This window comes from Streptomyces sp. NPDC050164 (assembly GCF_044459945.1).
Classification (GTDB): Bacteria; Actinomycetota; Actinomycetes; order Streptomycetales; family Streptomycetaceae; genus Streptomyces; species Streptomyces coeruleorubidus_A.
This window is the reverse complement of record NZ_JBITJK010000006.1, coordinates 195,317-221,495: the sequence shown is the minus strand read 5'-3', so window position 1 is coordinate 221,495 and position 26,179 is coordinate 195,317. Positions and strand designations below refer to the sequence as shown.

General features: G+C 70.9%; 23 protein-coding genes and 1 pseudogene. 16 read left to right on the top strand and 8 right to left on the bottom strand.

The window, feature by feature from the left end; genetic code table 11:
• The first annotated feature begins 2 nt into the window (after window positions 1-2).
• The 5 genes from ACIBNA_RS12725 to ACIBNA_RS12705 all read left to right on the top strand — a co-directional run bounded on the left by ACIBNA_RS12725 (window position 3) and on the right by ACIBNA_RS12705 (window position 6,409).
• A complete protein-coding gene (locus ACIBNA_RS12725) occupies window positions 3-947 on the top strand; it encodes a LacI family DNA-binding transcriptional regulator (protein ID WP_399165218.1) in 945 nt (314 codons plus the stop codon).
• Between the two features lie 71 nt (window positions 948-1,018).
• The gene (locus ACIBNA_RS12720; protein WP_399165217.1) at window positions 1,019-2,269 is read left to right on the top strand and encodes an ABC transporter substrate-binding protein; all 1,251 of its coding nucleotides are present in this window, start codon (window positions 1,019-1,021) and stop codon (window positions 2,267-2,269) included.
• Window positions 2,266-3,231, top strand: a complete 966-nt coding sequence (locus ACIBNA_RS12715) for a carbohydrate ABC transporter permease (protein WP_399165216.1) — start codon at window positions 2,266-2,268, stop codon at window positions 3,229-3,231. The genes ACIBNA_RS12720 and ACIBNA_RS12715 overlap by 4 nt, the downstream gene beginning before the upstream one ends.
• On the top strand, window positions 3,228-4,055 hold the full coding sequence (locus ACIBNA_RS12710; RefSeq protein WP_399165215.1) for a carbohydrate ABC transporter permease: 828 nt from the start codon (window positions 3,228-3,230) through the stop codon (window positions 4,053-4,055). The genes ACIBNA_RS12715 and ACIBNA_RS12710 overlap by 4 nt, the downstream gene beginning before the upstream one ends.
• A gap of 2 nt (window positions 4,056-4,057) precedes the next feature.
• Window positions 4,058-6,409: a TIM-barrel domain-containing protein gene (locus tag ACIBNA_RS12705; protein WP_399165214.1), complete on the top strand. Its 2,352-nt coding sequence runs from the start codon at window positions 4,058-4,060 to the stop codon at window positions 6,407-6,409.
• Window positions 6,410-6,703: 294 nt separating this feature from the next.
• Here the strand turns inward: ACIBNA_RS12705 and ACIBNA_RS12700 are convergent, their stop codons facing one another.
• Window positions 6,704-6,982: a hypothetical protein gene (locus ACIBNA_RS12700; protein ID WP_399165213.1), complete on the bottom strand. Its 279-nt coding sequence runs from the start codon at window positions 6,980-6,982 to the stop codon at window positions 6,704-6,706.
• A 231-nt stretch (window positions 6,983-7,213) separates the two neighbouring features.
• Here ACIBNA_RS12700 and ACIBNA_RS12695 point away from each other — a divergent pair.
• Window positions 7,214-7,354: pseudogene (locus ACIBNA_RS12695) on the top strand (ectoine hydroxylase); the annotation flags it as partial.
• Window positions 7,355-7,519: 165 nt separating this feature from the next.
• On the opposite strand, the gene ACIBNA_RS12690 reads toward ACIBNA_RS12695, so the two are convergent.
• From ACIBNA_RS12690 to ACIBNA_RS12670, 5 genes are all read right to left on the bottom strand, one after another.
• Window positions 7,520-8,572: an aminotransferase class V-fold PLP-dependent enzyme gene (locus ACIBNA_RS12690; RefSeq protein WP_399165212.1), complete on the bottom strand. Its 1,053-nt coding sequence runs from the start codon at window positions 8,570-8,572 to the stop codon at window positions 7,520-7,522.
• A gap of 95 nt (window positions 8,573-8,667) precedes the next feature.
• A complete protein-coding gene (locus ACIBNA_RS12685; RefSeq protein ID WP_399165312.1) occupies window positions 8,668-9,381 on the bottom strand; it encodes a DsbA family oxidoreductase in 714 nt (237 codons plus the stop codon).
• A 76-nt stretch (window positions 9,382-9,457) separates the two neighbouring features.
• The gene (locus ACIBNA_RS12680) at window positions 9,458-9,952 is read right to left on the bottom strand and encodes a GNAT family N-acetyltransferase (protein ID WP_399165211.1); all 495 of its coding nucleotides are present in this window, start codon (window positions 9,950-9,952) and stop codon (window positions 9,458-9,460) included.
• A gap of 45 nt (window positions 9,953-9,997) precedes the next feature.
• Window positions 9,998-10,606, bottom strand: coding sequence for a DUF1349 domain-containing protein (locus ACIBNA_RS12675; protein WP_399165210.1), 609 nt, complete (start codon window positions 10,604-10,606; stop codon window positions 9,998-10,000).
• 99 nt (window positions 10,607-10,705) lie between these two features.
• Complete coding sequence (locus ACIBNA_RS12670) at window positions 10,706-12,235, bottom strand: aldehyde dehydrogenase (NADP(+)) (RefSeq protein WP_399165209.1); 1,530 nt, start codon at window positions 12,233-12,235, stop codon at window positions 10,706-10,708.
• Between the two features lie 133 nt (window positions 12,236-12,368).
• Here ACIBNA_RS12670 and ACIBNA_RS12665 point away from each other — a divergent pair, with 133 nt between their 5' ends.
• The 6 genes from ACIBNA_RS12665 (at window position 12,369) to ACIBNA_RS12640 (ending at window position 18,162) form a co-directional block, all read left to right on the top strand.
• Window positions 12,369-13,142: an IclR family transcriptional regulator gene (locus ACIBNA_RS12665; RefSeq protein ID WP_010037854.1), complete on the top strand. Its 774-nt coding sequence runs from the start codon at window positions 12,369-12,371 to the stop codon at window positions 13,140-13,142.
• 3 nt (window positions 13,143-13,145) lie between these two features.
• The gene (locus tag ACIBNA_RS12660) at window positions 13,146-13,616 is read left to right on the top strand and encodes a GNAT family N-acetyltransferase (RefSeq protein ID WP_399165208.1); all 471 of its coding nucleotides are present in this window, start codon (window positions 13,146-13,148) and stop codon (window positions 13,614-13,616) included.
• 80 nt (window positions 13,617-13,696) lie between these two features.
• Window positions 13,697-14,704: a hypothetical protein gene (locus tag ACIBNA_RS12655; protein ID WP_399165207.1), complete on the top strand. Its 1,008-nt coding sequence runs from the start codon at window positions 13,697-13,699 to the stop codon at window positions 14,702-14,704.
• Window positions 14,701-15,990, top strand: coding sequence for a histidine kinase (locus ACIBNA_RS12650; RefSeq protein ID WP_399165206.1), 1,290 nt, complete (start codon window positions 14,701-14,703; stop codon window positions 15,988-15,990). The genes ACIBNA_RS12655 and ACIBNA_RS12650 overlap by 4 nt, the downstream gene beginning before the upstream one ends.
• The gene (locus ACIBNA_RS12645; RefSeq protein ID WP_399165205.1) at window positions 15,987-16,649 is read left to right on the top strand and encodes a response regulator; all 663 of its coding nucleotides are present in this window, start codon (window positions 15,987-15,989) and stop codon (window positions 16,647-16,649) included. Before ACIBNA_RS12650 ends, ACIBNA_RS12645 begins: the two co-directional genes overlap by 4 nt.
• Before the next feature lie 55 nt (window positions 16,650-16,704).
• Window positions 16,705-18,162 carry a peptidoglycan D,D-transpeptidase FtsI family protein gene (locus ACIBNA_RS12640; protein ID WP_399165204.1) on the top strand — a complete coding sequence of 486 codons (1,458 nt, stop codon included), beginning with the start codon at window positions 16,705-16,707 and terminating at the stop codon, window positions 18,160-18,162.
• A gap of 69 nt (window positions 18,163-18,231) precedes the next feature.
• Here ACIBNA_RS12640 and ACIBNA_RS12635 read toward each other — a convergent pair whose 3' ends face one another.
• Complete coding sequence (locus tag ACIBNA_RS12635; RefSeq protein ID WP_399165203.1) at window positions 18,232-19,689, bottom strand: NCS2 family permease; 1,458 nt, start codon at window positions 19,687-19,689, stop codon at window positions 18,232-18,234.
• A 270-nt stretch (window positions 19,690-19,959) separates the two neighbouring features.
• Between ACIBNA_RS12635 and ACIBNA_RS12630 the strand changes: the two genes are divergently transcribed.
• The 3 genes from ACIBNA_RS12630 to ACIBNA_RS12620 all read left to right on the top strand — a co-directional run bounded on the left by ACIBNA_RS12630 (window position 19,960) and on the right by ACIBNA_RS12620 (window position 22,325).
• The gene (locus tag ACIBNA_RS12630) at window positions 19,960-20,565 is read left to right on the top strand and encodes a SigE family RNA polymerase sigma factor (RefSeq protein ID WP_399165202.1); all 606 of its coding nucleotides are present in this window, start codon (window positions 19,960-19,962) and stop codon (window positions 20,563-20,565) included.
• Window positions 20,562-21,407 (top strand): hypothetical protein, encoded by an 846-nt coding sequence (locus ACIBNA_RS12625; RefSeq protein WP_399165201.1) that lies wholly within the window; start codon window positions 20,562-20,564, stop codon window positions 21,405-21,407. Before ACIBNA_RS12630 ends, ACIBNA_RS12625 begins: the two co-directional genes overlap by 4 nt.
• A gap of 84 nt (window positions 21,408-21,491) precedes the next feature.
• The gene (locus ACIBNA_RS12620) at window positions 21,492-22,325 is read left to right on the top strand and encodes a pectate lyase (protein WP_399165200.1); all 834 of its coding nucleotides are present in this window, start codon (window positions 21,492-21,494) and stop codon (window positions 22,323-22,325) included.
• 227 nt (window positions 22,326-22,552) lie between these two features.
• On the opposite strand, the gene ACIBNA_RS12615 is transcribed toward ACIBNA_RS12620, so the two are convergent.
• Window positions 22,553-23,722: a right-handed parallel beta-helix repeat-containing protein gene (locus ACIBNA_RS12615; protein ID WP_399165199.1), complete on the bottom strand. Its 1,170-nt coding sequence runs from the start codon at window positions 23,720-23,722 to the stop codon at window positions 22,553-22,555.
• A gap of 247 nt (window positions 23,723-23,969) precedes the next feature.
• Here ACIBNA_RS12615 and ACIBNA_RS12610 point away from each other — a divergent pair, with 247 nt between their 5' ends.
• Entirely contained in the window at window positions 23,970-26,177 is a 2,208-nt protein-coding gene (locus ACIBNA_RS12610) for a family 43 glycosylhydrolase (protein WP_399165198.1), read from the top strand.
• Window positions 26,178-26,179 lie beyond the last annotated feature (2 nt).

The following is a 26,179-nucleotide window of genomic DNA, read 5'->3' as shown; positions in this document are numbered from 1 at the left end:
CCATGACCGAGCGAACGGCCGACGCCGCGACCGCACCCACCGAGGCGGGAACGCACACGCTCGGGCTGCTCTATCCGCCGGCCGGCCGCGACCGGGACTACACCTCGATGCAGCTCGCCTTCGTCGGCTCGGTGGCCGAGTTCGCCGCCCGGTACGGCTACGACGTGCTGCTCTCTCCCGCCGGCACGCGCGACGACCCCTCGTTTCGGCGCATGGTCGGCGAGCGGCGGGTGGACGGCGTGATCGTCATGGAGATCCGGCGCGAGGACGACCGCATCGAGCATCTGGCCGAGGCGGGTTTCCCGTTCGTCGCCATCGGCCGTAACCACGGGACCTGCGACGCCGGCTGGGTCGATCTGGACTTCGCCGGTCTGGCGAGCGGCTGCGTCCGGCACCTCGCCGACCTCGGGCACAGCAGGATCGCCTTCGTCAACCGGTCGAAGCAGCTGTTCAACAGCGGATACGGCTTCGCCCGGCTCGGACACGAGGGCTACACCGAGACGATGGCGGAGCTGGGCCTTCCACCGCGCACGTACCTGTGCGGCGACGACCTCGCATCGGGTGAGAAGGTCGTGGAACACATTCTGCGCGACGACCCGGCCACCACCTCCCTGGTCACCATGAACGAGGCGGCCCTGGAGGGCGTCTACCGCGGGCTGACGCGGCACGGCCGCAGCGTGCCGCGCGACTTCTCGGTCGTCGGCGTGGCGGCCAGCCCCTGGGCCGAGCAGGTGAACCCGCCGCTCACCGCCGCCGAGGTCCCCGCCAAGGAGATGAGCCGGCTCGCCGTCGAGCTGATGATGGAGCGACTGCGTTCCCCCGGCTCGGCTCCCCGGCACGTCCTGCTGAAGCCTCTGATCACGCTGCGCGCCAGCACCGGTCCCCGCCCCGCGGTGCCCGGCTCCGAATCGGAAACCCAATTCCCAGATTTCGGCATAGATTTCTGATAAATCACATTCTGCGCCTTGTGGATATGTCACATTCCGCGTCTTCGATCACCGACCCCCGGGAGCTGAGCATGTCGTATCCCGTCGACCGCCGTGGCTTCCTGCGTACCGCGGGCGCGGGAGCGGCCGCCCTCACCCTCGGCGGCGCCGTGGCCTCCTGCGGCTCCGGCTCGTCGGGCGGCACGTCCGAGACGGTCACCCTCACCTGGTGGGACTACTTCACCCTGGACAACTTCCAGCCTGGGATGAACCGCCTCATCAAGGACATCGAGGCCGACGTCCCGAACGTCAGGATCGAGCGGCGGACCTTCCCGTTCGCGGACCTCGACCGGCAGATCACCCTGGGCGCGATCTCAGGCGACCTGCCGGACATCGCCATCGTCGACAACGTCGCCATGAACACCCTGGGCGGCAGCGACCTGTTGGCCGACCTCACCGACCGCGTCAAGGAGTGGGGCCAGGCCGACCAGTACTACAAAGGCCCCTGGGACGGCTGCCAGATCGGCGGGAAGACCCTGGGCATCCCCAACAACAGCAACTGCCTCGCCCTCTACTACAACACCCGAGTGCTCGAGTCCGCTGGCGTGGCACCCCCCACCACCTGGGACGAGCTGGCCTCCGCCGCCGAGCGGCTGACCACCGGGGACCGGTTCGGCCTGGCGCTGAGCGCGATCAAGACCGAGGAGGGGGTGTTCCAGTTCCTGCCGTTCCTGTGGCAGGCGGGCGGCGACCTCGACACCTTCGCCACCGACGGCGCGACGGCGCTGTCCTTCCTCGACGACCTGATCGCCAAGGGCTCCCTGTCCGAGCAGTGCGTGGGCTGGACCCAGCAGGACGTCAACACGCGGTTCCTCGACCAGCGCGCCGCCCTGCAGATCAACGGCCCCTGGCAGATCCCCACGCTCAAGAAGGCGGACTTCGAGTGGAACGTGGTGGCCCTGCCCCGTGGCAAGGCGGCCGCCACCTGCCTGGGCGGGGAGAACTGGGTCCTGATGGCCGACAGCGAGCATCTCGACAAGGCGTGGGAGGTCCTGGAGTACACCCAGCGTCCGTCGGCCCTGGTGCCGTACCTGGTGTCCTTCGGCAACCTCCCCGCGCGCAAGGACATGGGCGACAAGGGCACCTGGGCGTCCGATCCGGCCCTGCGGCTCTTCCTCAGCCAACTGCCCCTCGCCCGCCCGCGCCGGTACGGACCGCGCTACGCCGACGCCTCGCAGGCCGTCGTCGAGGCGGAACAGGCCGTGCTCGCCGGTTCAGCGTCGCCCTCCGCGGCGGCGAGGACCGCCGCCGGGAAGATCGACAAGGCGCTGGGCGGGCGATGACGGCGCGCGATCGCACCGCGCCGAAGGACCCGTGGGGCCCACGGCGCCGGTGGGGCCGGCCCTCCCCGTCCGCGCGACTGCGGCGCGCGGCCTACCTGTTCTGCCCCCCGGGGATGACCTTCCTCGCCCTCTTCCTGGCCTACCCGCTGTTCTACAACGTGTGGACGTCCCTCCACGACGTGAGACTGAGCGCCCTGCTCGGCGGGGACCAGCCCTTCAACGGCCTCCAGAACTACCGCGCCACGGTCGCCGACCCCTCCTTCTGGCACTCCGTGCGCCTCTCGGTGGTCTTCACCCTGGGATCACTGGTGCTGCAGTTCACCATCGGCTTCGCCCTGGCGCTGCTCTTCGCCAGGCCGTTCCCGCTGAACGGCCTGCTGCGGTCCCTGCTGCTGGTGGCCTGGCTGCTTCCCCCCGTGATCAGCGGCACGCTCTTCCGCTGGCTGCTGGACGCGGAGTCCGGCGCCTACAACGCCCTGCTGAGTGCGGTGGGCCTGAGCGCCCTGTCCCACGACTGGCTCACCGACCCGTCCACGTCCATGGCGGGAGTGGTCTTCGCCAACGTCTGGGTCGGCGTGCCCTTCAACATGCTGCTGCTCCTCGTGGGGCTGCACACCATCGACCCGGAACTCCACGAGGCGGCCGCCATCGACGGCGCCGACGCCTGGCAGCGCTTCCGCCGGATCACCCTTCCGCTGATGCGTCCCGTCTCGGTGACCGTGCTGCTCCTCGGCCTCGTCTACACCTTCAAGGTCTTCGACATCGTCTTCGTCATGACGGGCGGCGGCCCCGTCGACGCCACCCGCGTGCTGTCCCTCTACGTCTACGAGGTCTTCTTCAGGTTCTTCCGGTTCGGGCAGGGGGCGGCCGCGGGCCTGCTGCTGCTCGCCGTACCGCTCCTCGTCGGCGGCTGCTACGTCTGGCGCCTGCGCCGCGAGGAAGCGACCGGGGGTGCCGTGTGAAACCGCCGCGCCATCCCTGGCTGCTGACCGCGACCGCCGCGGTCCTCACCGCGGCCTTCCTGCTGCCGGTGTACTGGATGGCCAAGACCAGCCTCACGCCGCCGGACCGCATTCTGACCGCGTCCCCGCAGTGGGTGCCCGCACCGCTCACCGGGGAGAACTACCGTACGGCGCTGGGCTACGGAGGACTGTCCCGGGCCCTGCTCAACAGCGCGGTGATCTCCTGCGGAGTGGTGGCGCTCACCCTGCTGCTGGGCGTCCCGCTCGCCTACGCCCTCGCCCGGGTCCGGATGCGCGGCTCGGGCACGATGGTGCTCGCCCTGCTCATCGCCCAGCTGCCGCCCGCCATCACGCTGGCGGCGCCGCTGTTCATCCTCGAACGCCGGGCCGGTCTCGACGACACCTACCTGGGCCTGATCGCGGCCGACACGACGCTCACTCTGCCTTTCATGGTGATCGTCCTGCGTCCCGTGCTGCGCGGCGTCCCACGCGAACTGGAGGAGGCCGCCCTGGTCGACGGCTGCGGACTGCCCGGTGTGCTGCTGCGCGTCGTCCTGCCGCTCATGGTGCCGGGCATCGTCGCCGCGGCCGGGCTGTCCTTCCTGATCGGATGGGGTGAGTTCCTCTTCGGTCTCACCCTCGCCGAGGGACCCGACGTGCAGCCCGTCACCGTCCTGCTCAACGCCTTCATCGGCCAGCACGGCACCTCGTGGGGAGCCCTCATGGCCACCGCCACCCTCATCAGCCTTCCGGTGGTGTGCGTCTTCGCTCTCTTCCAACGGTTCATCGTCGGCGGGCTGACCGCCGGCGGCGTGAGGGGTTGAACATGTCACTGCATCCCCGTGACCGGGCGGCCTACGTCGCACCGCCCCCGCCCCTGACTCCCGCCGGTCCCGTCGATCCGGTGGTCACCGCGTACGTCGCGGAGGCCGGCGCAGACGGCGTGAGCCTGAACGTCCGCACAGCCTGCGGACGCACGGGCACGCTCCGGCTGCGCCCCGCGACGGGCAGTGCCGCACGGATCACCCTGCGCATGTCCGACGTACTGACCTCGCCACGGATCTCCGTCGTCAACGAGTCAGTACACGGCTGCACCGTGGAGCGGTCGTCCGGCACGGTCACCCTGCGCCTCGAAGCCCTGCGGGTCGAGATCCGCCTCTCCCCCTTCACCATGTCGCTGACCGACCGCCACGGCCGGACAGTGCGTCAGGCCACCGACGTGCGCGACCCGGACGACCACCTGACCGTGCTCCCGTTCGGCGTGACCGAACTCGCGGACGGCCGCCTCGCCCACCACGACAGCTGGATCGCCGAACCCGACGAGCACTTTTACGGCCTCGGTGAACGCTTCACCGGCCTCGACCTGCGCGGGCAGCGAGTCCAGTGCTGGGTCCAGGACGCCCTCGGCTCCACCGGCACCCGCTCCTACAAGGCCGTGCCCTTCCTGCTCTCCAGCCGGGGATACGCCGTGCTGGTGGACACCACCACGCCGGCGTCCTTCGACCTCGCCCACCACAACACCGGCGCGTGGACGGTGATCGTCCCCGACGAGGAACTCGACTACTACCTGATCACCGGCACCCCCGGCGAGTGCCTCGCCGCCTACCGCGACCTCACAGGCCCCGCCCTGCTGCCGCCCAAGTGGGCCTTCGGCTCCTGGATCTCCGGCGGCTTCCGCCGGGACAGCGCCGAAGAGGTGCGCGACCGCGCTCGCCGTATCCGCGAACACCGCTTCCCCTGCGATGTCCTGCACATCGACACCTACTGGCAGCCGCACGGCTCCTGGTCCGACATGCGCTGGGACACCGAGGCGTTCCCCGACCCGCGGGGGCTGGTGGAGGACCTGGCCGCGGAGGGACTCCACGTCTCGCTCTGGATGAACCCGTACATCGGTGTCGACAGCCCGTACTTCGCCGAGGTGAAGCGCAACGGCTGGTTCCTGCGCACCCGCACGGGCACGGGCACCGACACCGACACCGACTCCGGCGACACGTGGGTCGGCCGGCTCTGGGGCGACGCGCATCCGGAGACGGCGCTCCTGGATCTCACCCACCCGGGCGCCGTCGACTGGTTCCACGGCCGCATCCGCGAGGCGCTCGCCAGTGGCGCGTCCGTGCTGAAGACCGACTTCGGCGAGGCGGTCCCCGCGGACGCCGTCGCCCACAACGGCATGACCGGCGACCGCCTTCACAACCTCTACCCCCTCCTCTACAACGACCTGGTCGCCGAGGTGACCCGGGAGGTCACCGCGAGCCACGGCCTGACCTGGGGGCGCTCCACCTGGACCGGCGGTCAGCGACACGGCGCCAAATGGACCGGCGACCCCAGAGCCAGCTGGCAGGACCTGGCCTCCACGCTCCGCGCCGGCCTCTCCCTCTCCCTCTCCGGCCACCCCTTCTGGAGCCACGACATCGGCGGCTTCCACGGCACTCCGGACGCCGAACTCTTCGTACGCTGGGCCCAGTTCGGCCTGCTGTCGCCACTCAGCCGGTTCCACGGCACGACCTCCCGGCTGCCCTGGGACTTCGGCGAGGAGGCGTACGCGGCCGTGTTGCACGCGGCCCGCCTGCGGATGAGTCTGCTGCCGTACCTGTACGCGGCCGCCGTAGAGGCGGTCCGCACCGGCGAACCCCTCGCCCGCCCGATGCCCCTGGACCATCCGGACCGCCCGGACTCCCATACCGCGGACCTCCAGTACCTGCTGGGCCCCGCCCTGCTGGTCGCCCCGCTGTACGCACCGGGAGGCCGGCGGCAGGTCTGGTTCCCGCCCGGCGAGTGGCTGCCGTATCAGGGCGGTGCCCCGGTCACCGGCCCCTGCTGGCACTCGGTCGACCTCCTCCTGCCCACGGCCCCGCTCTGGCTGCGTGCGGGCAGCCTCCTGCTCACCACCGCCCCCGCCGACCGCGCGGGCAGCGCCCCCTTCGGGGAGGTGACCGCCGTCTGGGTCCGGCCTCGGGCTGCGCCCTCCCGCACGGCCCGAAGCGTCCTGTACGACGAGGACGGCACCCGAACCGTCATCACCGCGTACCGGCCCCACGACGACCACCTGACCCTGCGCACCGAGGGCCGCGGCCCCCGACTCCACGTCGCCGCCCCGGGCGGTCGGCACGCCCTTGCGACGGCCGAGGTGGACGGCGTACCGACCGATGTGGACGCGTGGCCGGGCGCGGACTGGTGACGGCGGAGGGCCGTCCGACCCGGCCCAGATGGAGCCGCTTCGGGATTCACACCCGAGACTCGGGAAGGGCACGGCCAGCCGTGATGGCGACAGCACCGCACGCAGGGACTCACGTTGCTCGTCGAGAGGGAGTCGGCTGATCACCAGCCCTGCCTGCCACAGCTGACGCCGGGCCGGACCAGAGCCGCCTCGGGTGCCCCCTCAGCCGAAGGCATTCGGACAGTTCCCGTGTGCACGTCCTCGACGCGATCGGGGTTCCCCTGGCGGAGCGGTACACGTCGAGCTGAGGTTCGCTCACGTGGCACCTCCTGCGCGCGGGCGCCGAAACCAGCGCAGCCAGCGGGAGCGTCGAGGTGCTCCGGCCGGCAGGTTCGGGTAGGAGGGCGGCTTGGCCAGGCCGAGGAACCAGCCCCAGCCCGGCCCGAGGCGGGTCTCGGCCCACCGGAACACGGCGTAGCAGAGGGCGGAGGCGAGGGCCTGCACCAGGTTGGTGACGGTGCCCTGGCCGAGAAGCACGCCCAGGCGCAGCGCCTGGGTGATGAGAAACCGGCGACCAGCGGGACCGCTGGTCATTCCTGGCCCACCGGCGGCGGAGGCGCCCCCCGGGCGTACGGCCTGGCCGCTCGGAACAGGCCGGCGCGCTAGCAGGAGGCGTGGGACAGCCCGGACGCGGGCTCGGGCACGGCCCAATACACGGGCTGACGGATGACGTGCGCCCGGCAGACAGGTAGTGACAGCTGAGGCTAAGGCCGTCTGACCAGCGACTTAGCACCTGGGGCCTCCGGCGCGACCTTTGCGCGGTACGGCGCCAACATCACGCCGTTCCCGCGCAGCAACGTGTTCATCGTGTTCAACAGCGTGGAGAACACGGCGGTGGAACCGTTCGCGGCGCCGGTGCGGCGACCGGAGTTCATCGGGGCGCGGGATTTCACGCCGGTGCGGTGACCGATCCCCCGGCCGGGGGTCCGGGGGCTGCCCCCGGAGAACACAGCATCGGGGCACGGGACTTCACGCCCGTGCGGTGACCGCTGCTCGCCGGTGACGTGACCGGATGACACAGCTGCCGGGTGGGGCCTCCTCGTGTGGGACGGGAGGCCCCGCCCGGTTCTGTCATGCGGCCAGGACCTCGAGAAGGCGGTCGACGTCCGCCGGGGTGTTGTAGAGGTGGAACGCCGCCCGCAGATTCCCCGCCCGGTCGGACACCTCGATGCCCGCCCGGCTCAGTTCGCCCTGCCGGTGGCCGAGCCCCGGCACGGACACGATCGCCGAGCCCGGCGCGGGCACCGGCGCGTGGCCCAGCTCGGCGAGCCCGACGCGGAAGCGGTCCGCGAGGGCGACGTCGTGGGCGTGCACGACGTCGATGCCGATCTCCTCCAGCAGTTCCAGGGAGGCGCGCAGCCCGGCGTAGGTGAAGAGTGCGGGGCTGATGTCGAAGCGCCGTGCGGAGTGGGCGAGTTCCTCGACGGGGCCGTAGCAGCTCTCCCAGGGGACCTCACCCGCGACCCAGCCGGCGAGCAGCGGTGTGAGCCCGCCGAAGTCCTGCGGGGCGACGAAGAACGCGGCCCCGTGCGGCCCGAGGAGCCACTTGAAGCCGACGGCGGCGAGGAAGTCGTCCGCGTCGCCCTCCATCGGCAGCCAGCCGGCCGACTGGGAGGCGTCGACGTAGGTACGGGCCCCGTGCGCCCGGGCCGCCTCGCGCACCGCCGGCAGGTCGGCGAGCCGGCCGTCGGCGGACTGGGCGGAGCTGACCGCCACGAGTGCGGTGCCGGGGCGGACGGACTCGGCGAGCCGCTCCAGGGGCACGGCGCGCACCTTGAGGTCGCCGCGCGCGTGGAAGGGGTTGACCAGGGAGGCGAAGTCGGCCTCCGCGGTGAGGACTTCGGCGCCCGCGGGCAGCGAGGCGGCGATCAGCCCGCCGTACTCGGCGACCGAGGCGCCGGTGGCGACCCGCTCGGCCGGCACGCCGGCCAGCCGGGCGAAGGACGCGCGGGCGGCCTCGACGTCCTCGTACAGGGGACCCAGGGGCGTGCCCTCCGCGCGCATCCGCACCGCCTGCTGTACGGCGCTGACGGTACGGGCGGGCAGGAGCCCGTTGCTCGCGGTGTTGAGGTAGGTGTGCTTCGGGGCGAACTCGGCACGGACGAGGTTCTCGAAGGTCTCCATGGAACCACTCTGCGTCCCCTGGATCTCCCCGTCCATTGCCGATTTCTGCGTGATGTCGCTAAGGAACACTTATGGATACGCCCCGACCTGCGGTTTCAGCGCTGGGGCACCGCACAGCCGTCCGGGCCGCACGCGTCCGCCTCCCCGCTGTCGACGATCTTCAGGGGCGAGCGCTCGCCGTACGCCTGGGTCAGGGCCTGGGCGAAGACCTCCGCGGGCTGGGCACCGGAGACGCCGTACTTGCGGTCGAGCACGAAGAACGGCACACCGCTCGCGCCGAGCTGCGCGGCCTCGCGCTCGTCGGCGCGTACGTCGTCGGCGTAGGCGCCGGGGTCGGCGAGCACCGCGCGGACGGCCTCCGCCTCCAGCCCGGCGGACACGGCGAGCTCCACCAGCCGCTCGTCGTCGTTGAAGACGGAGCGTTCTTCGGCGAAGTTCGCCCGGTACAGCAGGTCGAGCAGCTGCACCTGGCGCCCCTGCTCCCTGGCGAAGTGGAGCAGGCGGTGCATGTCGAAGGTGCTGCCGTGGTCGCGGCCCCGGGTGCGGTAGTCCAGCCCCTCGGCGGCGGCCTGCGCGCCCAGGTTGTCCTCACCGGCCTCGGCCTGTGCCTCGCTCATCCCGTACTTCCTGGTGAGCATCGTGATCACGGGCTGGATGTCGTCCTTGGCGCGGCCCGGGTCCAGCTCGAAGGAGCGGTGCACCACCTCGACGTCGTCACGGTGCGGGAAGTCCCGCAGCGCCTTCTCGAAGCGGGCTTTGCCCACGTAGCACCAGGGGCAGGCGATGTCGCTCCAGATCTCGACGCGCATCTCTTCGGCTCTCTCCAGCTCGTACGGGGTGCGGAGGCTCCCTCCGCCGAGTTGGTGAACGTTCAAGCAGCCGGTTTCATTCCGCGGCCAGGGAGAGCCGCATCGTCAGATGGTGATCCCCCGGCTCGGCCGGTTCCGGCACCCACCCATGCCGCCGGTAGAACCCCTGCGCCCGCCGGTTGTCGACGTGCACGTCGAGGACGGCGGTCCGCCGGCCGTCGGCCTGCCACTCCTCGACGCACGCCGCGTGCAGTGCGGTGCCGGCACCGCGGCGCCAGTGCTCGGGGTCGACGTGGAACTGGAACAGCTTCACCGTGTCCGCCGGGGCGCCCTCGGGAGTCCGGAAGGAGGCCAGGCCGACGATGCGCCCCGCCTCCACGACGCACAACACCCGCCCGTCCGGCCGCGCGAGGGCGCTCTGCCAGGCGGCGAGCCAGTCGGTGCCGTCCTGCGGCAGCCCGTCGGGGTAGTACGTCGCGCGGGCACGCGCGTGCAGCGCGACGACGTCCGCCGCCTCGGCGGGCAGGACGGTACGGATCACCCTGTCCGGAGTCACTCGGTTCCTGATCACGCAGCGGATGACACCCCCGGCCGGGACGCGGTTCCCCGGCAGGCCTCAGCTGCCGTCGCGCAGGTCGTTCGGCCAGTGCGGCCTGAACTCGATGTGGTCGTACGTCACCACGCAGCCCTCCCCCATCGGCGACTGCGTCATGAAGCCGATCAGGGCCGCGCCCGTCTCCTTCTCGTCGCCCAGGGTGAAGAGGCGGACGAAGGTCCAGCGTTCGCCGTCGCGGGAGGCATGGAAGGCGAAGGCGCGGCCGGTGCGGCTCACCCGGAGCCAGACGGAACTGCCGTCGACGGTGAAGGAGTTGGCGTCGTCGGAGTGCCCCCGGGTGACCACCGTGCAGACGGTGGGCACGTCCGGGGAGTACTCCAGACAGAGCTTGGCCCAGGCGCGCTCGCCGACATGGACGTAGAGCACCCCGGCGTCGAAGGCCGCGCCGAACCCGACCGTGACCCGGGCGATCAGCTGAAAGTCCCCTTCGGGCGCCCCGAGCAGCCGCGGCGCGTCGGAGGCGGGGTCCAGCGCCTCCCCGGTGGGCGGCACGAACCGATCCTGCCGCGCCCCGGCCCACCCGGTGAGCACCCCGTCCTCGTAGGACCAATGGGCCTCGGGCCCGTAAGAGCGCAGGGGGAAAGGAAGTTCAGGAAGTTCCAGATCCATTCAACCGAGTCTTTCAGCTCCGGCCTCGAGGGGCGCGGGGAACTGCGCGACAAGCCACAACGAACCGGCACCCCGCAAGTCACCGCACCCCCTACGGCGCTATCGCTCCAGACGCCCGTTGAACCGCCGCGGCAGCCCCAACGGGTTCTCATCCCGCAGCTCGGCCGGAAGCAGGGCCTTTGGCGCGTTCTGGTAGACAACCGGCCGCAGCCACCGCTCGATCGCCGTCCCGCCCACCGACGTGGACGTAGACGTCGTGGCCGGGTACGGCCCGCCGTGATGCTGAGCCGGCGCGACGGCGACACCCGTAGGCCAGCCGTTCACCAGCACACGCCCGGCCAGCGGCGTCAGCTCCTGCAGAAGCTCCGCGCCCTGACCCTGGCCCGCGGCCTCCTCCTCGGACAGCTGCACCGTCGCCGTGAGGTTGCCCGGCAGCCGCGACAGCACGGCCTTCACCTCGGTGTCGTCCTCGTAGCGGGCCACCACGGTGACCGGCCCGAAGCACTCCTCCAGGAGCAGGTCGTGCTCGCCCTCCTGGGCCAGCCTGCTCGCCGGAACCGTGAGGAAGCCCGCGCTGACGGTGTGCTCGCCGCCCGCGCCGGGCGTGACGGGGGAGTCGACGTCGGGCAGCTGGGCGCGCTCGGCGACGCCGGCGACGAAGTTGTCGCGCATGCGGTGGTCGAGCAGAACCCCGGCGTCGGTGTCGCTGACGGCGTCGGTCAGCGACTTCAGCAGGGCGTCACCGGCGGCACCGGCCGGCGCGAGGACCAGGCCCGGCTTCACACAGAACTGGCCCACGCCCAGCGTCATCGAACCGGCGAGGCCCGCACCGATCGCCTCGGCCCGCTCGGCGGCCGCGGCCTCGGTGACGACGACCGGGTTCAGCGAGCCCAGCTCGCCGTGGAAGGGGATCGGGACGGGGCGGGCGGCCGCCGCGTCGAAGAGGGCCCGGCCACCGCGCACCGACCCGGTGAAGCCGGCCGCCGTGACCAGCGGGTGCTTGATCAGCTCGATACCCGCCTCGAAGCCGTGCACCAGCCCGAGGACGCCCTCGGGGATGTCGTGCCGGGCGGCGGCGCGGCGCAGCACCTTGGCGACGTACTCGGACAGGGCCGGGTGGTCCGGGTGCGCCTTGACCACGACCGGGCAGCCGGCCGCGAGGGCGCTCGCGGTGTCGCCGCCGGCGACCGAGAAGGCGAACGGGAAGTTCGACGCCGAGTAGACGGCGACGACGCCCAGCGGCACCTTGTAACGGCGCAGGTCCGGGATCGGCGGGGTCGCGGTGTCGTCGGGGTGGTTGATGACGACGTCGAGGAAGGCGCCCTCGTCGACGATGTCGGCGAAGGCCCGCAGCTGGTAGCAGGTGCGGGCGAGCTCGCCGGTCAGCCGGACCGGACCGAGCGCGGTCTCGGCGTCGGCGGTCTCGACGAGACCGTCCTTGGCCGCCTGAAGCTCCTCGGCGGCGCTGCGCAGGAAGGCCGCGCGGACCGCGCGGTCCGCGAGTGAGCCGCGCGCCTCGTGCGCGGCGCGGACGGCGGCGTCCACCTCCTGGGCTGTGGCCTCCACCGCAACCTGTTCACGCTGCTTCCCGGTTCGGGGGTCGACACTCCAGACTGGTGCTGCTGCCACCGCGGGTCCCTCCACACATGTAATGCCGCAGTACTTGGGTCATCCACCAGGGGCGTTCGATATACTGAACGCTGTCTCTGATGATGAATATGCTGTGGAGACTATTTCCCGTCGAACGAAGGGGTCAAGGGCGATGTCGGCTGGCGAGACGGGCGGCGGGGCGCAGGTCAAGTCCGCGGTAAGAACGGTTGAACTGCTCGAATACTTCGCCGGGCGTCCCGGTATGCACTCCCTCGCGGCGGTCCAGGAGGCCGTCGGCTACCCCAAGTCCAGTCTCTACATGTTGCTCCGCACGCTCGTCGAGCTGGGCTGGGTGGAGACGGACGCGACGGGCACGCGGTACGGCATCGGCGTTCGGGCCCTGCTGGTCGGCACCTCCTACATCGACGGCGACGAGGTCGTGGCGGCAGCCCGGCCCACGCTGGACCGGCTCTCGGACGACACGACCGAGACGATCCACCTCGCCCGCCTCGACGGCACGAACGTCGTCTACCTCGCCACCCGCCAGTCGCAGCACTACCTGCGTCCCTTCACCCGGGTCGGCCGCCGCCTGCCCGCGCACTCCACGTCCCTCGGCAAGGCGCTGCTGAGCACCTACTCGGACGAGCAGGTCCGCAAGATGCTCCCGGAGACGCTGCCCGCGCTGACCGAGAACACGATCACCGACCGCGAGAAGCTCATCGAGGAGCTGCACCAGGTCCGGGAGCAGGGCTTCGCCGTGGACCGCGAGGAGAACACGCTGGGGCTGCGCTGCTTCGGGGTGGCCATTCCGTACCGCACACCGGCGCGCGACGCGATCAGCTGCTCGGTGCCGGTGGCGCGGCTCACGCCGGCGCACGAACAACTGGTGAAGGACGCGCTGTTCGACGCGCGGGACCGGCTGACGCTGGCCACCCGTAGGCTCTGAGGCATGAACGTCGAGCTGCGCCAGGTCCACGACAGCGATCTGCCGGTCTTCTTTCGGCAGATGAACGACCCCGAGGCTCTCCATATGGCGGCCTTCGCCCCCAAGGACCCGGCCGACCGGGACGCCTTCGACGCCCACTGGGCCCGGATCCGGTCCTCCGCCGACGTGGTCCGCACGGTGCTGGCCGACGGCGACGTGGTCGGCAGCGCGGCGGTGTACGGGGTGCCGGGCGAACGCGAGGTGACGTACTGGGTCGACCGCGCGTACTGGGGGAAGGGCATCGCCACGGCGGCCCTGCGGGCGCTGCTGACGGAGGTGCCCGAGCGGCCCTTGTACGCTCGGGCGGCGTCGGACAACGCGGGCTCACTGCGCGTACTGGAGAAGTGCGGGTTCCGGGCCGTCGCGACGGCCAGCGGGTACGCCAACGCGCGGGGCGCGGAGATCGCGGAGACGGTGCTGATCCTGGAGGGCTGAGCCGCCCTCCCCCGTCCGGCGGAGGCGGATCGTCGTCGTGCAGGAGGTGCACCCCGTCTCCCCCGCGGGAGCCTGATCGCATGACGCAGTCGATCGCTCCCCTTGGCGCTCCCCGCCCCGCCGTCCGTCTCAGCCGCCCCCGGCGCGTCCTGCGCGCCGTCGCCGTCCTCTCGTGCGTGCCGTACCTCGGGCTCAAGGCCGCCTGGATCGCCGGGAGCCACATCGGCATCCCCGAGGGGAGCGGACTGCTCGACGACCGGGTGGGCATGGCCGTGATCAACGGTCTCTCCGTGCTGCTGGACAGCGCGGTGATCGTGCTGGCGCTGGTGCTGACCCGGCCGTGGGGGCTGCGGGTGCCCGCGTGGCTGCTGGCGTTCCCCGTGTGGGTCGCCACCGGGCTGCTCGCGCCGATCATGGCCGGGTTCCCGGCTCAGCTGGTCGTGAGGGCGTTCGGAGGCGGTTCCGCGCCGGACCAGGACCGTGAGCCCTTCCTCCACGAGTGGGTGTTCACCGTGGTGTACACGGGGTTCATCCTCCAAGGGGCCGCCCTGGGCGCCCTGTTCGTGCTCTACGCCCGCGACCGCTGGGGGTACCTGTGGCGCGGGCGGGTGTGGGAGCTGCCCGTGGGTGTCGTGGGGCCGGCCCACCGCGCCCTCGCCGTCGTGGCCGCCGTGCTCGCGCTGCTGCCGCTCACCCTTCACCTCCTGTGGGCCTGCGGCGGCACCGCCGGGCTCAGTGAGGGCCGGGCGGCGGGCCGGGGCGGTGACTTCCACGTCCTGGAAGTCATCTACGTGCTGTTCCTCGTCGCGGCCGTCGCCGGCGGCTTCCTGCTGGCCTTCCGGCGCGGCCGGGCCCTGCCCGTGGCGGTGCCGCTCGGCCTGGCCTGGGTCGGCTCGGGCGCCGTGGCCTGCTGGGGCGGCTGGCTGTCGCTCGCCTCCCTCGGCGGCGTGGAGGACATCGCCGACCGTCCCACGCCGCTGATGAACCTCGCCTACGCTGGGCAGATGCTCGTCGGCTTCCTCGTCGCCGCCATCGGCGTCTACTACTTCGCCGAGCGCTCGGCCAGGGCCGCACGGCGGGCGGCGTGAGACAGGCCGCCCGGTCCCTGTTCGGCCGGCGGGCCCGGCTGCGCTGGGTGCATCTGATCCTCGGCGGCGCGCTCGCCATGCCGTACGTCCTGGTCGGCTCGGTGATCATCGGCCCGGCCACCGGCAGCACGAACGTCTTCGGGTCCTTTCCGCTCCAGCTCGCCTCCTTCGGCGTCGGGTTGCCGCTCGCCGCCGTCACGTCCCTGTTCCCGCTGACCCGGCCGCTGGAGGCCGCCGCCGTGCGCTGGCTGTGCGGTGTCGACGCGGACCGGCTCGCCTTCGGACCGGCCCGGACCCGGGGCGAGAAGGGGCGTACGGCGGGTTGGTTCACGCTGCATCTCGGGGTCGGCGGGATCATCGCCGGGATGTCGCTGGCCGTGCCGCCGTTCGCCACCGTACTGATCCTTCTGCCGGTCTTGGCGGGACTGGGCGGCACCGGGATCGGGCTGCCCGAAGTCTTCGGCCACCTCTGGGCGCTCGCGCTCGCGCCGGTCGCGGGCGCGGCGATGCTCGTCGCCCTCGCCGGCTGCGCGGCCGGCAGCGGTGCGCTGCTGGCCCGCTGGGCGCCCGCGCTGCTCGGCCCGTCTCCCGAGGGCCGGCTCGCGGCCGCCGAGGCACGCGCCGCCGACCTGGCCGTACGCAACCGGCTGGCGCGGGAGCTGCACGACTCCGTCGGCCACGCGCTGAGCGCGGTCGGTCTCCAGGCGAGCGCGGCGCGCCGCATCCTCGACTCCGACCCGGAGTTCGTCCGCGAGGCCCTCGCCGCGATCGAGGACACGACCCGGCGCACCGTCGGCGAACTCGACGCCGTGCTGGGCGTGTTGCGCGAGGGCGACGCCCCCGGCACGGCCCCGGCGCCGACCCTCGCGGCCGACCTCGACGGTCTGCTGCGTCGCACCCGGGCCGGTGGACAGCGCGTGTCCGCCACGGTCGACGCCGACCCGGAGTCCCTGCCCCCGCTGCTGTCCCGCGAGGGCTACCGGATCGTGCAGGAGGGGCTGAGCAACGCCCTCAAGCACGCGGGCGACCGGGTCGCCGTGGACGTGCGGATCGCGGTGGCGGACGGGGATCTGGAGATCACCGTGGAGAACCCGGTCACCGGCCCCGCGACGGTCACCGGCCCCACGCCCTCCCGCCCCGGCGGCGGCCACGGGCTGCGCGGTATCGCGGACCGGGTCAGGCTGCTGGGCGGGACCATGACGGCCGGACCGGCCGCCGGATCGTCCGGACCGGCCGGGGAGACCTGGCGGCTGCACGTATGTCTGCCGATGAAAGGACCCGCATGACCCGCCCGACGCCGATCCGTGTCGTCCTCGCCGACGACGAGCGCATGGTCCGCACCGCGCTGCGCGCCATCCTCTCCGCCGAGTCGGACCTGGAGGTGGTGGGCGAGGCGGCCACGGGCGCCGAGGCCGTGTCGGTCGTACGGGACCTGCGGCCTGACGTCGTCCTCATGGACGTCCGCATGCCGGAGATCGACGGCATCCGTGCCACCGAGCAGATCCTCGCCACCCTGGACGAGCCGCCCCGGATCGTCGTCGTGACGACCTTCGAGAACGACTCCTACGTGTACGACGCGCTGCGCGCCGGAGCCGCCGGGTTCCTGCTGAAGCGGGCGGACGCCGACGCGCTCGTGCAGGCGGTCCGGCTGGTGGCGCGCAGCGACAGCCTGCTGTTCCCGGCGGCCGTCCGCACCCTCGCGACCGAGCACGCACGCGCGCACCCGGCGCCGCCCGCGTGGGTGGCGAAGCTCACGGGACGCGAGCGGGAGGTGCTGCGGCACATGGCGGAGGGGCTGACCAACGCGGAGATCGCCCGCCGGATGGAGGTCGGCCCCGCCACGGTGAAGTCGCACGTGGCGGCGGTCCTGGCCAAGACGGGCACCCGGGACCGTACGCAGGCGGTCATCGCGGCGTACGAGGCGGGTTTTCTGAACGCCGGATGAGAAAACGGTACGGGCGGGAACGATCCGCCCCAACTGACTCGTCCTCATGTTCGGGATGAACAAGACGATCAGGCGCGCATCGGTCTTCGCGCTGCTCCTGGTGTTCGCTCTGCTGGTCAGGGCGACCTGGGTGCAGTTCTACGACGGCCAGGCGCTCGCAGACGACAAGGACAACCGGCGCAACGCCATCGAGACGTACTCGGCACCGCTCGGGAACATCATCGTGGGCGGCCGGTCGGTCACCGGCTCGGCCCCGACGAAGACGGGCGACCTCAAGTACAAGCGCACGTACACGGACGGCGAGCTGTACGCGGCGGTGACGGGCTACGCGTCGCAGGCGTACGCGCCGACCCAGTTGGAGGGCATCTACACCGACCTGCTCAACGGCACGGACAGCCGGCTGAAGTCCGTGATGGACACCCTCACCAACCAGCGGGCCGACCCGGGCAACGTGGTCACGACGGTCGACCCGGACGTGCAGAAGGCGGCGTTCGACGCGCTCGGCGACAAGAAGGGCGGGGCCGTCGCCATCGACCCGAAGACCGGGAAGATCCTCGCGGTCGTGTCGACCCCGTCGTACGACCCCTCGTCGCTGACCGACGCCAACTCCGCCGGCGCGGCCTGGAAGAAGCTCACGGCGGACCCGGAGAAGCCGCTGGTCAACCGTGCGCTGCGGCAGCCGCTGCCGCCGGGTTCGACGTTCAAGCTGGTCGTGGCGGCGGCCGCGCTGGAGGACGGGCTGTACTCGTCGGTGGACGAGAACACGGCCAGCCCCGACCCGTACACGCTGCCGGGCACCACGCGGGAGCTGACGAACGAGAACCCGAACGCACCCTGTACGAACGCCACGATCCGTAGGGCGCTGGAGTACTCGTGCAACAACGTCTTCGCGAAGATGGCCGTCCAGCTGGGCCAGGACAAGGTGAAGGCGATGGCCGAGAAGTTCGGCTTCAACGACGACAAGCTGGACGTGCCGGTGCGGGCCTACACGAGCGTGTACCCGTCCGACATGTACCCGTCCCAGACGGCCCAGACGGGCATCGGCCAGTTCGACGTCACCGCGACGCCGCTCCAGATGGCCATGGTGTCGGCGGCCATAGCCAACGGCGGCAAGCTGGTTTCGCCGCATATGGTTTCGCAGATCACCAACAGCGGCGGTGATGTGTTGCAGGACTACGACGACGACGCGGGCTCGAAGGAGATCGTCAGCTCCTCGACCGCCAAGCAGTTGCAGTCGGCGATGCAGACGGTCGTGGAGAAGGGCACGGGCACGAACGCCCAGGTCCCTGGCGCGACGGTCGGCGGCAAGACGGGTACGGCCCAGCACGGCGAGAACAACAGCCAGGTGCCGTACGCCTGGTTCACCTCGTACGGGAAGTCCGACTCGTCGGGCAAGGAGGTCGCCGTGGCGGTCGTCGTGGAGCAGTCGAACGCGGCCCGTTCGGAGGTCAGCGGCAACGGCCTGGCGGCGCCGGTCGCCAGGGCGATGATGGAAGCGGCGCTGAAGGACTGAACCTCCGCCGCCCAGAAGGCGTCTGTACAGATGGGCCGCCCCCTTCCCCCCGGGGGCGGCCCGCCGCCGTTACTTGGCTCCCAGGAGCTGCTCGATCGGGTCGATCGCGAAGTACACGAGGAACAGCACCGAGGTCCCCCACAGCAGCCAGTGGACCTCCTTGGCCTTGCCGAGCACGGTCTTGATGACGACGTAGGCGAGGAAGCCGGCGCCGATGCCGTTGGTGATGGAGTACGTGAACGGCATCACGGCGATGGTGAGGAACGCGGGGATGGCGATGTCGTAGCGGTCCCAGTCGATGTGCTTGACCTGGGTCATCATCAGGAAGCCGACGGCGACCAGGGCTGGGGCGGCCGCCTGGAGCGGGACGATGGTGAGCAGCGGGGTCAGGAACAGCGCGAGGCCGAACAGGCCGCCGGTGACGAGATTGGAGAAGCCGGTGCGCGAGCCCTCGCCGACGCCGGCCGCCGACTCGATGTATGAGGTCGCCGAGGAGGCCGAGGCCGCGCCGCCCGCGACGGCCGCGGCGCCGTCGATCAGCAGCACCCGGCCGAGGTTCGGGACCTTGCCCTCCTCGTCGAGCAGGCCGGCCTCGGCGCTGATGCCGACGACCGTGCCCATGGTGTCGAAGAAGTCCGACAGGATCAGGGTGAAGATCAGCAGCACGACGGTGATGACCCCGACGCCGGGGGCGCTGAAGGCACCGAACAGGTCGAAGTGGCCGAGGAGTCCGAAGTCGGGGGCGTCGACGAGCTGGTTGGGCCAGGACGGTGTGGTCAGGCCCCAGCTCTTGATGTCGGCTATGGAGTTGATCACTATCGCCAGCGCCGTCATGGTGACGATGCTGATCAGGATGGCGCCCTTGACCTTGCGGGCGAGCAGGCCGATCGTCAGCAGAACACCCAGGCAGAAGACGAGAATCGGCCAGCCGGTGAGCGTTCCCGTGCCGCCCAGCTGAACCGGCACGGTGGTGTTCGCGGCGTCCGGGATGCGGCTGACGAACCCGGCGTCGACGAAGCCGATGAAGGCGATGAACAGGCCGATGCCGACGCTGATCGCCTGCTTGAGCGGTTGGGGTATGGCGTGCATGACGGCCTCGCGCAGGCCGGTCACCACCAGCACGCAGATCAGCAGGCCTTCGAGGACGATCAGGCCCATCGCGTCGTCCCAGCTCATCAGCGGGGCGATCTGGAAGGCGACCACGGCGTTCAGGCCGAGTCCGGCGGCGAGGGCGAGGGGCAGATTGCCGCCCACGCCCATGATGATCGTCATGACGGCGGCCACCAGGGCGGTGACGGTGGTGAGCTGGACGGGGTCCAGCTGGTGCCCGAACTTGTCCTTCGCGCTGCCCAGGATGATGGGATTCAGGACAAGGATGTAGGACATCGTGAAGAACGTGGCGAAGCCGCCGCGTATCTCACGGCCGAAGGTGGATCCCCGCTCGGAGATCTTGAAGAACCGGTCGACGCTGTTCACCGCGGGTGGTGCCGCGTCGGGCCGGTCGGCCACCTTCTGCGATTCGGACATGACTGGTGCTCCTCGGTGCCTGGGTGATCGGTGTGCGGATGCTGGCTGGATTGTTCCCGTGTTGAACCACGTTCAGGTTTTCTTCGTGTTACGGAATCAGAAGTCCGGCCTGCCATACGCCGTTCGAAGCTCCGTACGAACCATCCTGAGAACGCTGCTACGCTTCCCGATCTCGTCCGGACCTCCCCCGGATGATCACATGTCATCTACATGACACGCATAGGCACCCCGGCCCGGAGTGCCCGAAGCCGCTGCGAGGAGAGGTCGCCCGTGGGCACAGTCGTCGACGACGCCGCCTCCGTGGAGTTCCACGCCTTCTTCGAGCGTCACTACGCCGAACTGTCCCGCCTGGCCTACCTGCTGACCGGCGAGTCGGACACCGCCGACGACCTGGCGGCGGACGCGTTACTGGCGCTGTGGCACCGCTGGGACCGGGTGCGCGCGGCCGACCATCCGGCGGCGTACGCGCGCGGCGTGGTCGCCAACCTGGCCCGCACCCGGATCCGCAGCGCCGTGCGCGAGCGGCGGCGCATCGCCCTGTTCTGGTCGCAGCGCGAGGAGAACACCGAGAACCCGGACGTCGCGGGCGTGGTCGACGTCCAGGAGGCGTTGCGCAGGCTGCCGTTCCGCAAGCGGGCCTGTGTGGTGCTGCGGCACGCGTTCGACCTCTCGGAGAAGGACACCGCGCTCGCCCTCGGCGTCTCGGTGGGTACCGTGAAGAGCCAGACCTCCAAGGCAATGGCCGAACTCCAGCGGCTGCTGGGCACACAGGGAGTACCGCAGCGGATGCACGCGGCGGTGGGCGCTCCCCGTTGCTCGTCGGCCGTGCAAAGCTTGCGGGCGCGCACCGGTGAGGGCCAAGGAAGGGACCGATGACCATGCGGCGGGACGTGCACGAGGAGCTGCGCGCCCGGCTGCACGAGGCGGCCGGGACGCACGAGCCCGACCGGGAGCGCATCCTGGCCCGGGTCGAGCGCGGCATGGCCGGTCCGGCCGGCTCCGGCCACCGGGCGACGCGTCCGCCGGTGTTCGGGTGGATGCGGGTGGCCGGTGCGACGGCCGCGGTGGCGGGCGTGCTGGCGGTGGGCGGTTACGCGGTCGCGTCCGCGGTGAAGGAGGAGACCTCCCCGCAGCAGCAGGACGTGGCGACGTCGCCGACGCCCACGCCGTCGCCGGAGGCGACGAGCCGGGCCCCCGCGCCGCCGGTGGATCCCACGCCGTCCGCCCCGCCGGAGCGCCGCGAGTCCGCTCCGGCGCCCTCGCGGACGCCGAGCACCTCCGTCACCGGGCGGCCGCCCGCCGCCACGGAGGACGGGCCGCTGTGGTCGGACGGCTCGGTCGATCCGCACAGCAACGACTTCTGGGCGCAGAGCAACATCACGATCAAGACGCGCGAGGAACTGACCGCGCTGACCGTGCGGTTGAGCGTCGCCCAGACCGGCGGGGTCTCCGACGCGGGCGCCTGGCGGTCGCTGCCCGAGCAGGACTTCACGCTCACGGTCGGCGAGCGGGACGGCTTCCTCGTCTACACCTGGACCCTGAAGGAGGGCCGCAAGGTCCCGGCGGGCGAGTGGGTGTTCGCGGGCCAGTTCGGCCACGAGCGCGGCGGCCGTGACGCCGGCGCCGACCGCTACGCGGTGACGGCCGCGGCCGGTTCCGAGCGGCTGTCCGTGGGCGGCGGTTTCGCGGCCGTGAACGACACCGACGACGACTCGTGAAAAATTCCTGAAGGCACGGCAACCCTTTCCTCACCCGTGGCGACCACCAGGCGCAAGAGTCACCACCCACTGAGGAATCGGTACATGACTGCACCAGCAGAACAGCGCGTCCGCCATCGCCGCCGGGTCACCAAGCGGCGGGCGGTGATCGCCGGGTTATCCGCGTTCGGAATCTCGGGAGCGGCGATCGTCACCACGTCGATGCTGTCCACCGCGGGCGCCGCGTCCTCCTGGCCCACGGACAAGGGCAAGACGCCCGTGTCGAAGACCATCCCGGTCTCCGGTGTCCGCGACGGCGGGATGAAGATGTTCTACGGCTCCGGCGCGCTCGGCGGCGACAGCCAGGACGAGGGCCAGGACCCCCTCTTCGAGCTGGCCGACGGCGCGGTCCTCAAGAACGTCATCATCGGCACCCCGGCCGCGGACGGTGTGCACTGCAAGGGCAGTTGCACGCTCCAGAACGTGTGGTGGACGGACGTCGGCGAGGACGCGGCCAGTTTCAAGGGCAAGTCGTCGTCGGCCGTGTACAAGGTGATCGGCGGCGGCGCGAAGAACGCCGACGACAAGGTGCTCCAGTTCAACGGCGCCGGCACGCTGAACGTGTCGGGCTTCCAGGTGCAGAACGCCGGGAAGCTGGTGCGCTCCTGCGGCAACTGCAAGACGCAGTACAAGCGCACGGTCGTGCTGAACGACATCGACGTCACCGCGCCGATGAACTCGATCGTCGGCGTGAACGCCAACTACGGCGACACGGCCACGCTGTCGAAGATCCGCATCCACGGCGACGGCAAGAAGAAGATCAAGACGTGTGTGCGCTTCGAGGGCAACAACACGGGCAAGGAGCCCAAGGAGCTGACCCCGCCCGGGCCGGACGGCAAGACCTGCAAGTTCAAGGCCTCGGACATCAGCTACCAGTGATGCCGCGGCACGTGTGAGCTCCGGCCGGCCCGAATCCCCCTCGGGCCGGCCGGCTGCCGGATGTCCGGGCCCCCAGTCGGACTTCCCGGCACCCCCGACCCTCCGGAGCCCCCCTCCGGAGGGTCGAACAGCCCTGGCCGAGCCCCCCTCGGCCGGTCGGCAGCAACGCCCCCGCCGGTGTGAACCGGCGGGGGCGTCGTCGTGTGCGCACGCTCGGCGGGGAGTCCCTAGGGGGTGTCCGCAAAGTCCATCGTCGAGCCGATGGTCGTGGAGCCGGTCGTCAGAAACGTCGTCGCGGGGAGGGAGCCGTCCGCCCGGCGCGCTCCGACCGCGCTGGTCGCGTCCGTCGACCTGAAGGGCGGGGTGGCGACGCCGCTGTCCCAGTTGTTGCCCGCGGAGACGGCCGCGGAGCCCAGCTCGGCGGGGCCGGCCTTGTCGCTCACGGCGAGGTTCTTGCCGAGGCGGGCCTTGCCGGTGGCGAAGTAGAAGCCGTTGTGGGCGTTGGCGTACGCGGTGTTGCGGTTCACGGCGATGGCGCCGGTGTTGGAGTTCTCGGTGAAGCCGTGCAGCATGTTGTCCCAGGCGGCGTTGTCGTTGACGACATGGGCGACCGACGCTCCCCCGCCGCCCAGTTTGAAGCCGTTGCCGTTGCCCTCGAAGGCCGAGTCCTTCCAGCGGTTCTCGCCGTTGCCGAAGGCCCATGAGTGCTCGACGGTGACCGGTGAGGAGAACTGCCAGAGGTCGAGGCCGTCGTCGGAGTTGTTGAACAGCCGGGCGCCGGTGATCCTGTTGCCCGTCCCGGAGCCGAACTTGACGGCGATGCCGTCGGCGTTCTGGCCGTGACCGGCCGGGTCGTAGTTGCCGTGGCTGTCCAGGTTCTGCACGAGGTTGCCGGTGGTGCCGTCGCCGCGCAGGGTGAAGCCGGAGTCGCCGTTGTCCGCGGTGACGAGGTTCCTGAAGACGCCGCCGACGGAGGACGTGGCGACGAAGCCCTGGGCGGGTGAGTTGACGAAGGCGAGGTTCTCGACGGTCCAGTGGTCGCCGTGGATGGCGGCCAGCCAGGAGCCGGCGGGCAGCTTGGAGCCGTCGATCCGGACCTTCTCGCTGCCGTACGCCCGCAGGGTGATGCGTGCCGAACCGGTGCCGCTGGCCGTGGACTTGAGGGTCGCGGCCGGATAGTAGGTGCCGCCGCGGACCTGGATGGTGGTACCCGCTGTGGCGTTCTTCACGGCCGCTTCGAGCTGGGTCGCGGTGGAGACGGTGACTGTCGACGAGGCGGCCCGCGCGCCGCCTCCCGAGAGCCCGAGGTAGACGCCTCCCGCCCCCGAAGCGCAGGCCACCGCGGCGGCGATGGTGAGCGTACGGGTCCTGCGGTGGCGTCCTGCGCTGAGCAGCACGGAGCGTTCCTTTCCTGGGGAATGGGGACGGAAAACGGTTCGGAGGGGCCCGCTCCGTCCCGTTTCCGACCAGCAGTCGCCGCCGCGCCGCGAAAGGGTTGCCGCCGTCACGTGCACTGGCGTGCCCGAGTCCCGAAAGTTTCGGAACCACCCGCCTCATGCACACCCGTTGACGCCCTGTCCCCGGCCGGTGAAACTCCGAAGGCCGCCATCCAACAGAACCCCCCATACTCCGACAGGAAGTGTCATGCGCCCCCGCACGCTCCTGCTGCCGTTCCTGGCCCTGACCGGCCTTCTCCTTACCCTTCTCACCGCGCCACCGAGCACCGCGGACTCCGGAGCACCACCCGTGAAGCACTCCAAGTACGCCGGCTATCTCTTCGCCTACTTCACGGGTGAGGGCACCGCCGACGGCGAGCAGATCCGTTACGCCCTCAGCCGGGGCAACGACGCGCTGCACTGGCGTGAGCTGAACGCCGGCAAGCCGGTCCTGACGTCGACGATCGGCGAGAAGGGCCTGCGCGACCCGTTCGTGATCCGCTCCCCCAAGGGCGACAAGTTCTATCTGATCGCCACCGACCTGCGGATGTACAAGAACTCCAGTGGCAGCTGGGACCAGGTCCAGCGGCACGGCAGCAAGTCGATCATGGTCTGGGAGTCCACCGACCTGGTCAACTGGACCGACCAGCGCCTGGTGAAGGTCTCCCCGGACAACGCGGGCAACACCTGGGCCCCGGAGGCCTACTGGGACGACGAGCTCGGTGAGTACGTCGTCTTCTGGGCGTCGAAGCTGTACGCCGACGACGACCCGGACCACAAGGGCAACACGTACAACAAGATGATGTACGCGACGACCAAGGACTTCCGCACCTTCAGCGAGCCGAAGATCTGGAACGACCCCGGCTACTCGGTGATCGACTCCACGGTCGTGAAGTACAAGGACGAGTACTACCGCTACACCAAGGACGAGCGGGACCCCAGCTCCTCCAGCCCCTGCTCCAAGTTCATCACCGGTGAGAAGTCGACGTCCCTGACCTCGACGAAGTACGACTTCGTGGCCGACTGCATCGGCAAGGGCGCGATGAACCAGGGTGAGGGCCCGACGGTGTTCAAGTCGAACACCGAGAAGAAGTGGTACCTGTTCATCGACGAGTACGGCGGCCGCGGCTACATCCCGTTCGAGACCACCGACCTCGCCTCCGGCAAGTGGACCCCCTCCACGGACTACCAGCTCCCGGCGAGCCCCCGGCACGGCACGGTGCTCCCGGTGACGCAGGAGGAGTACGACCGGCTGCTGGCGGCGTACCCGTCGACGCCCACCTCGGTCGTGGACGCGACGGCGAAGCACCAGAAGGGCTACTCCATCGTCACGGACAGCGCCTCGAAGGTCGTGCTGCCGATGGAACCCAACGCCGATCTGCGCGGCCTCGCCCCGAAGCTGTGGGTGGGCAAGGGCGCCACGCTGAGCCCGAAGTCCGGAACCCGGCGCGACTTCCGCACGCCGCAGAAGTACACCGTGACAGCGGCCGACGGCACCAAGCGCACCTGGACGGTCGAGGCGGTCCGCACCCGCAGCCCCATGCTGCCCGGTCTGAACGCCGACCCGGACGTCCACTACCTCAACGGCAGATACTGGATCTATCCGACGACGGACGGCTTCCAGGGCTGGAGCGGCACCAAGTTCAAGGCGTACTCGTCGAAGGACCTGGTCCACTGGAAGGACCACGGCGTCATCGTCGACCTCGGGCCTGACGTGACCTGGGCCGACAAGAACGCCTGGGCGCCCGCGATCGCCGAACGGAACGGCAAGTACTACTTCTACTTCTGCGCCGAGCAGCAGATCGGCGTGGCGGTGGCCGACTCCCCCGCCGGCCCCTTCAAGGACGCGCTCGGCAAGCCGCTGGTCGCCAAGGGCGGATCGCTCAAGGGCCAGATGATCGACCCGTCGGTCTTCACGGACGACGACGGCCAGGCCTACCTGTACTGGGGCAACGGACGCGGGTACGTCGTCCCGCTGAACGACGACATGGTGTCGTTCGACGCGTCGAAGGTGAAGGACATCACCCCGGACAACTTCCGCGAGGGCGCCTTCGTGATCAAGCGGAAGGGCACGTACTACTTCATGTGGTCGGAGGACGACACCCGCAGCGAGAACTACCACGTGGCGTACGCGACGGGACCGTCCCCGCTCGGCCCGTGGACCAAGCGCGGGACCATCCTCGAGAAGCGGCCCGAGTACGGCATCCTCGGCACCGGTCACCACTCGGTGGTGAACGCCCCCGGCACCGACGACTGGTACATGGTCTACCACCGCTTCGCCCTCAACGGCCCCGGCAGGCCGGGCGGCGACGGCATGCACCGCGAGACCACCATCGACCGCATGGAGTTCGCGGCCGACGGCGGCATCAAGCCGGTGGTGCCGACGCTGGAGGGCATCAAGCCGGTACGGCGATGAGC

What these genes read in the sequence shown, in the direction of transcription:
- ACIBNA_RS12725 (WP_399165218.1), top strand. Translation starts at nt 3, where the DNA reads ATGACCGAGCGAACGGCCGACGCCGCGACCGCACCCACCGAGGCGGGA.
- ACIBNA_RS12720 (WP_399165217.1), top strand. Translation starts at nt 1,019, where the DNA reads ATGTCGTATCCCGTCGACCGCCGTGGCTTCCTGCGTACCGCGGGCGCG.
- ACIBNA_RS12715 (WP_399165216.1), top strand. Translation starts at nt 2,266, where the DNA reads ATGACGGCGCGCGATCGCACCGCGCCGAAGGACCCGTGGGGCCCACGG.
- ACIBNA_RS12705 (WP_399165214.1), top strand. Translation starts at nt 4,058, where the DNA reads ATGTCACTGCATCCCCGTGACCGGGCGGCCTACGTCGCACCGCCCCCG.
- ACIBNA_RS12700 (WP_399165213.1), bottom strand. Translation starts at nt 6,982, where the DNA reads ATGACCAGCGGTCCCGCTGGTCGCCGGTTTCTCATCACCCAGGCGCTG.
- ACIBNA_RS12690 (WP_399165212.1), bottom strand. Translation starts at nt 8,572, where the DNA reads ATGGAGACCTTCGAGAACCTCGTCCGTGCCGAGTTCGCCCCGAAGCAC.
- ACIBNA_RS12685 (WP_399165312.1), bottom strand. Translation starts at nt 9,381, where the DNA reads ATGCGCGTCGAGATCTGGAGCGACATCGCCTGCCCCTGGTGCTACGTG.
- ACIBNA_RS12675 (WP_399165210.1), bottom strand. Translation starts at nt 10,606, where the DNA reads ATGGATCTGGAACTTCCTGAACTTCCTTTCCCCCTGCGCTCTTACGGG.
- ACIBNA_RS12665 (WP_010037854.1), top strand. Translation starts at nt 12,369, where the DNA reads ATGTCGGCTGGCGAGACGGGCGGCGGGGCGCAGGTCAAGTCCGCGGTA.
- ACIBNA_RS12660 (WP_399165208.1), top strand. Translation starts at nt 13,146, where the DNA reads ATGAACGTCGAGCTGCGCCAGGTCCACGACAGCGATCTGCCGGTCTTC.
- ACIBNA_RS12655 (WP_399165207.1), top strand. Translation starts at nt 13,697, where the DNA reads ATGACGCAGTCGATCGCTCCCCTTGGCGCTCCCCGCCCCGCCGTCCGT.
- ACIBNA_RS12645 (WP_399165205.1), top strand. Translation starts at nt 15,987, where the DNA reads ATGACCCGCCCGACGCCGATCCGTGTCGTCCTCGCCGACGACGAGCGC.
- ACIBNA_RS12640 (WP_399165204.1), top strand. Translation starts at nt 16,705, where the DNA reads ATGAACAAGACGATCAGGCGCGCATCGGTCTTCGCGCTGCTCCTGGTG.
- ACIBNA_RS12635 (WP_399165203.1), bottom strand. Translation starts at nt 19,689, where the DNA reads ATGTCCGAATCGCAGAAGGTGGCCGACCGGCCCGACGCGGCACCACCC.
- ACIBNA_RS12625 (WP_399165201.1), top strand. Translation starts at nt 20,562, where the DNA reads ATGACCATGCGGCGGGACGTGCACGAGGAGCTGCGCGCCCGGCTGCAC.
- ACIBNA_RS12620 (WP_399165200.1), top strand. Translation starts at nt 21,492, where the DNA reads ATGACTGCACCAGCAGAACAGCGCGTCCGCCATCGCCGCCGGGTCACC.
- ACIBNA_RS12610 (WP_399165198.1), top strand. Translation starts at nt 23,970, where the DNA reads ATGCGCCCCCGCACGCTCCTGCTGCCGTTCCTGGCCCTGACCGGCCTT.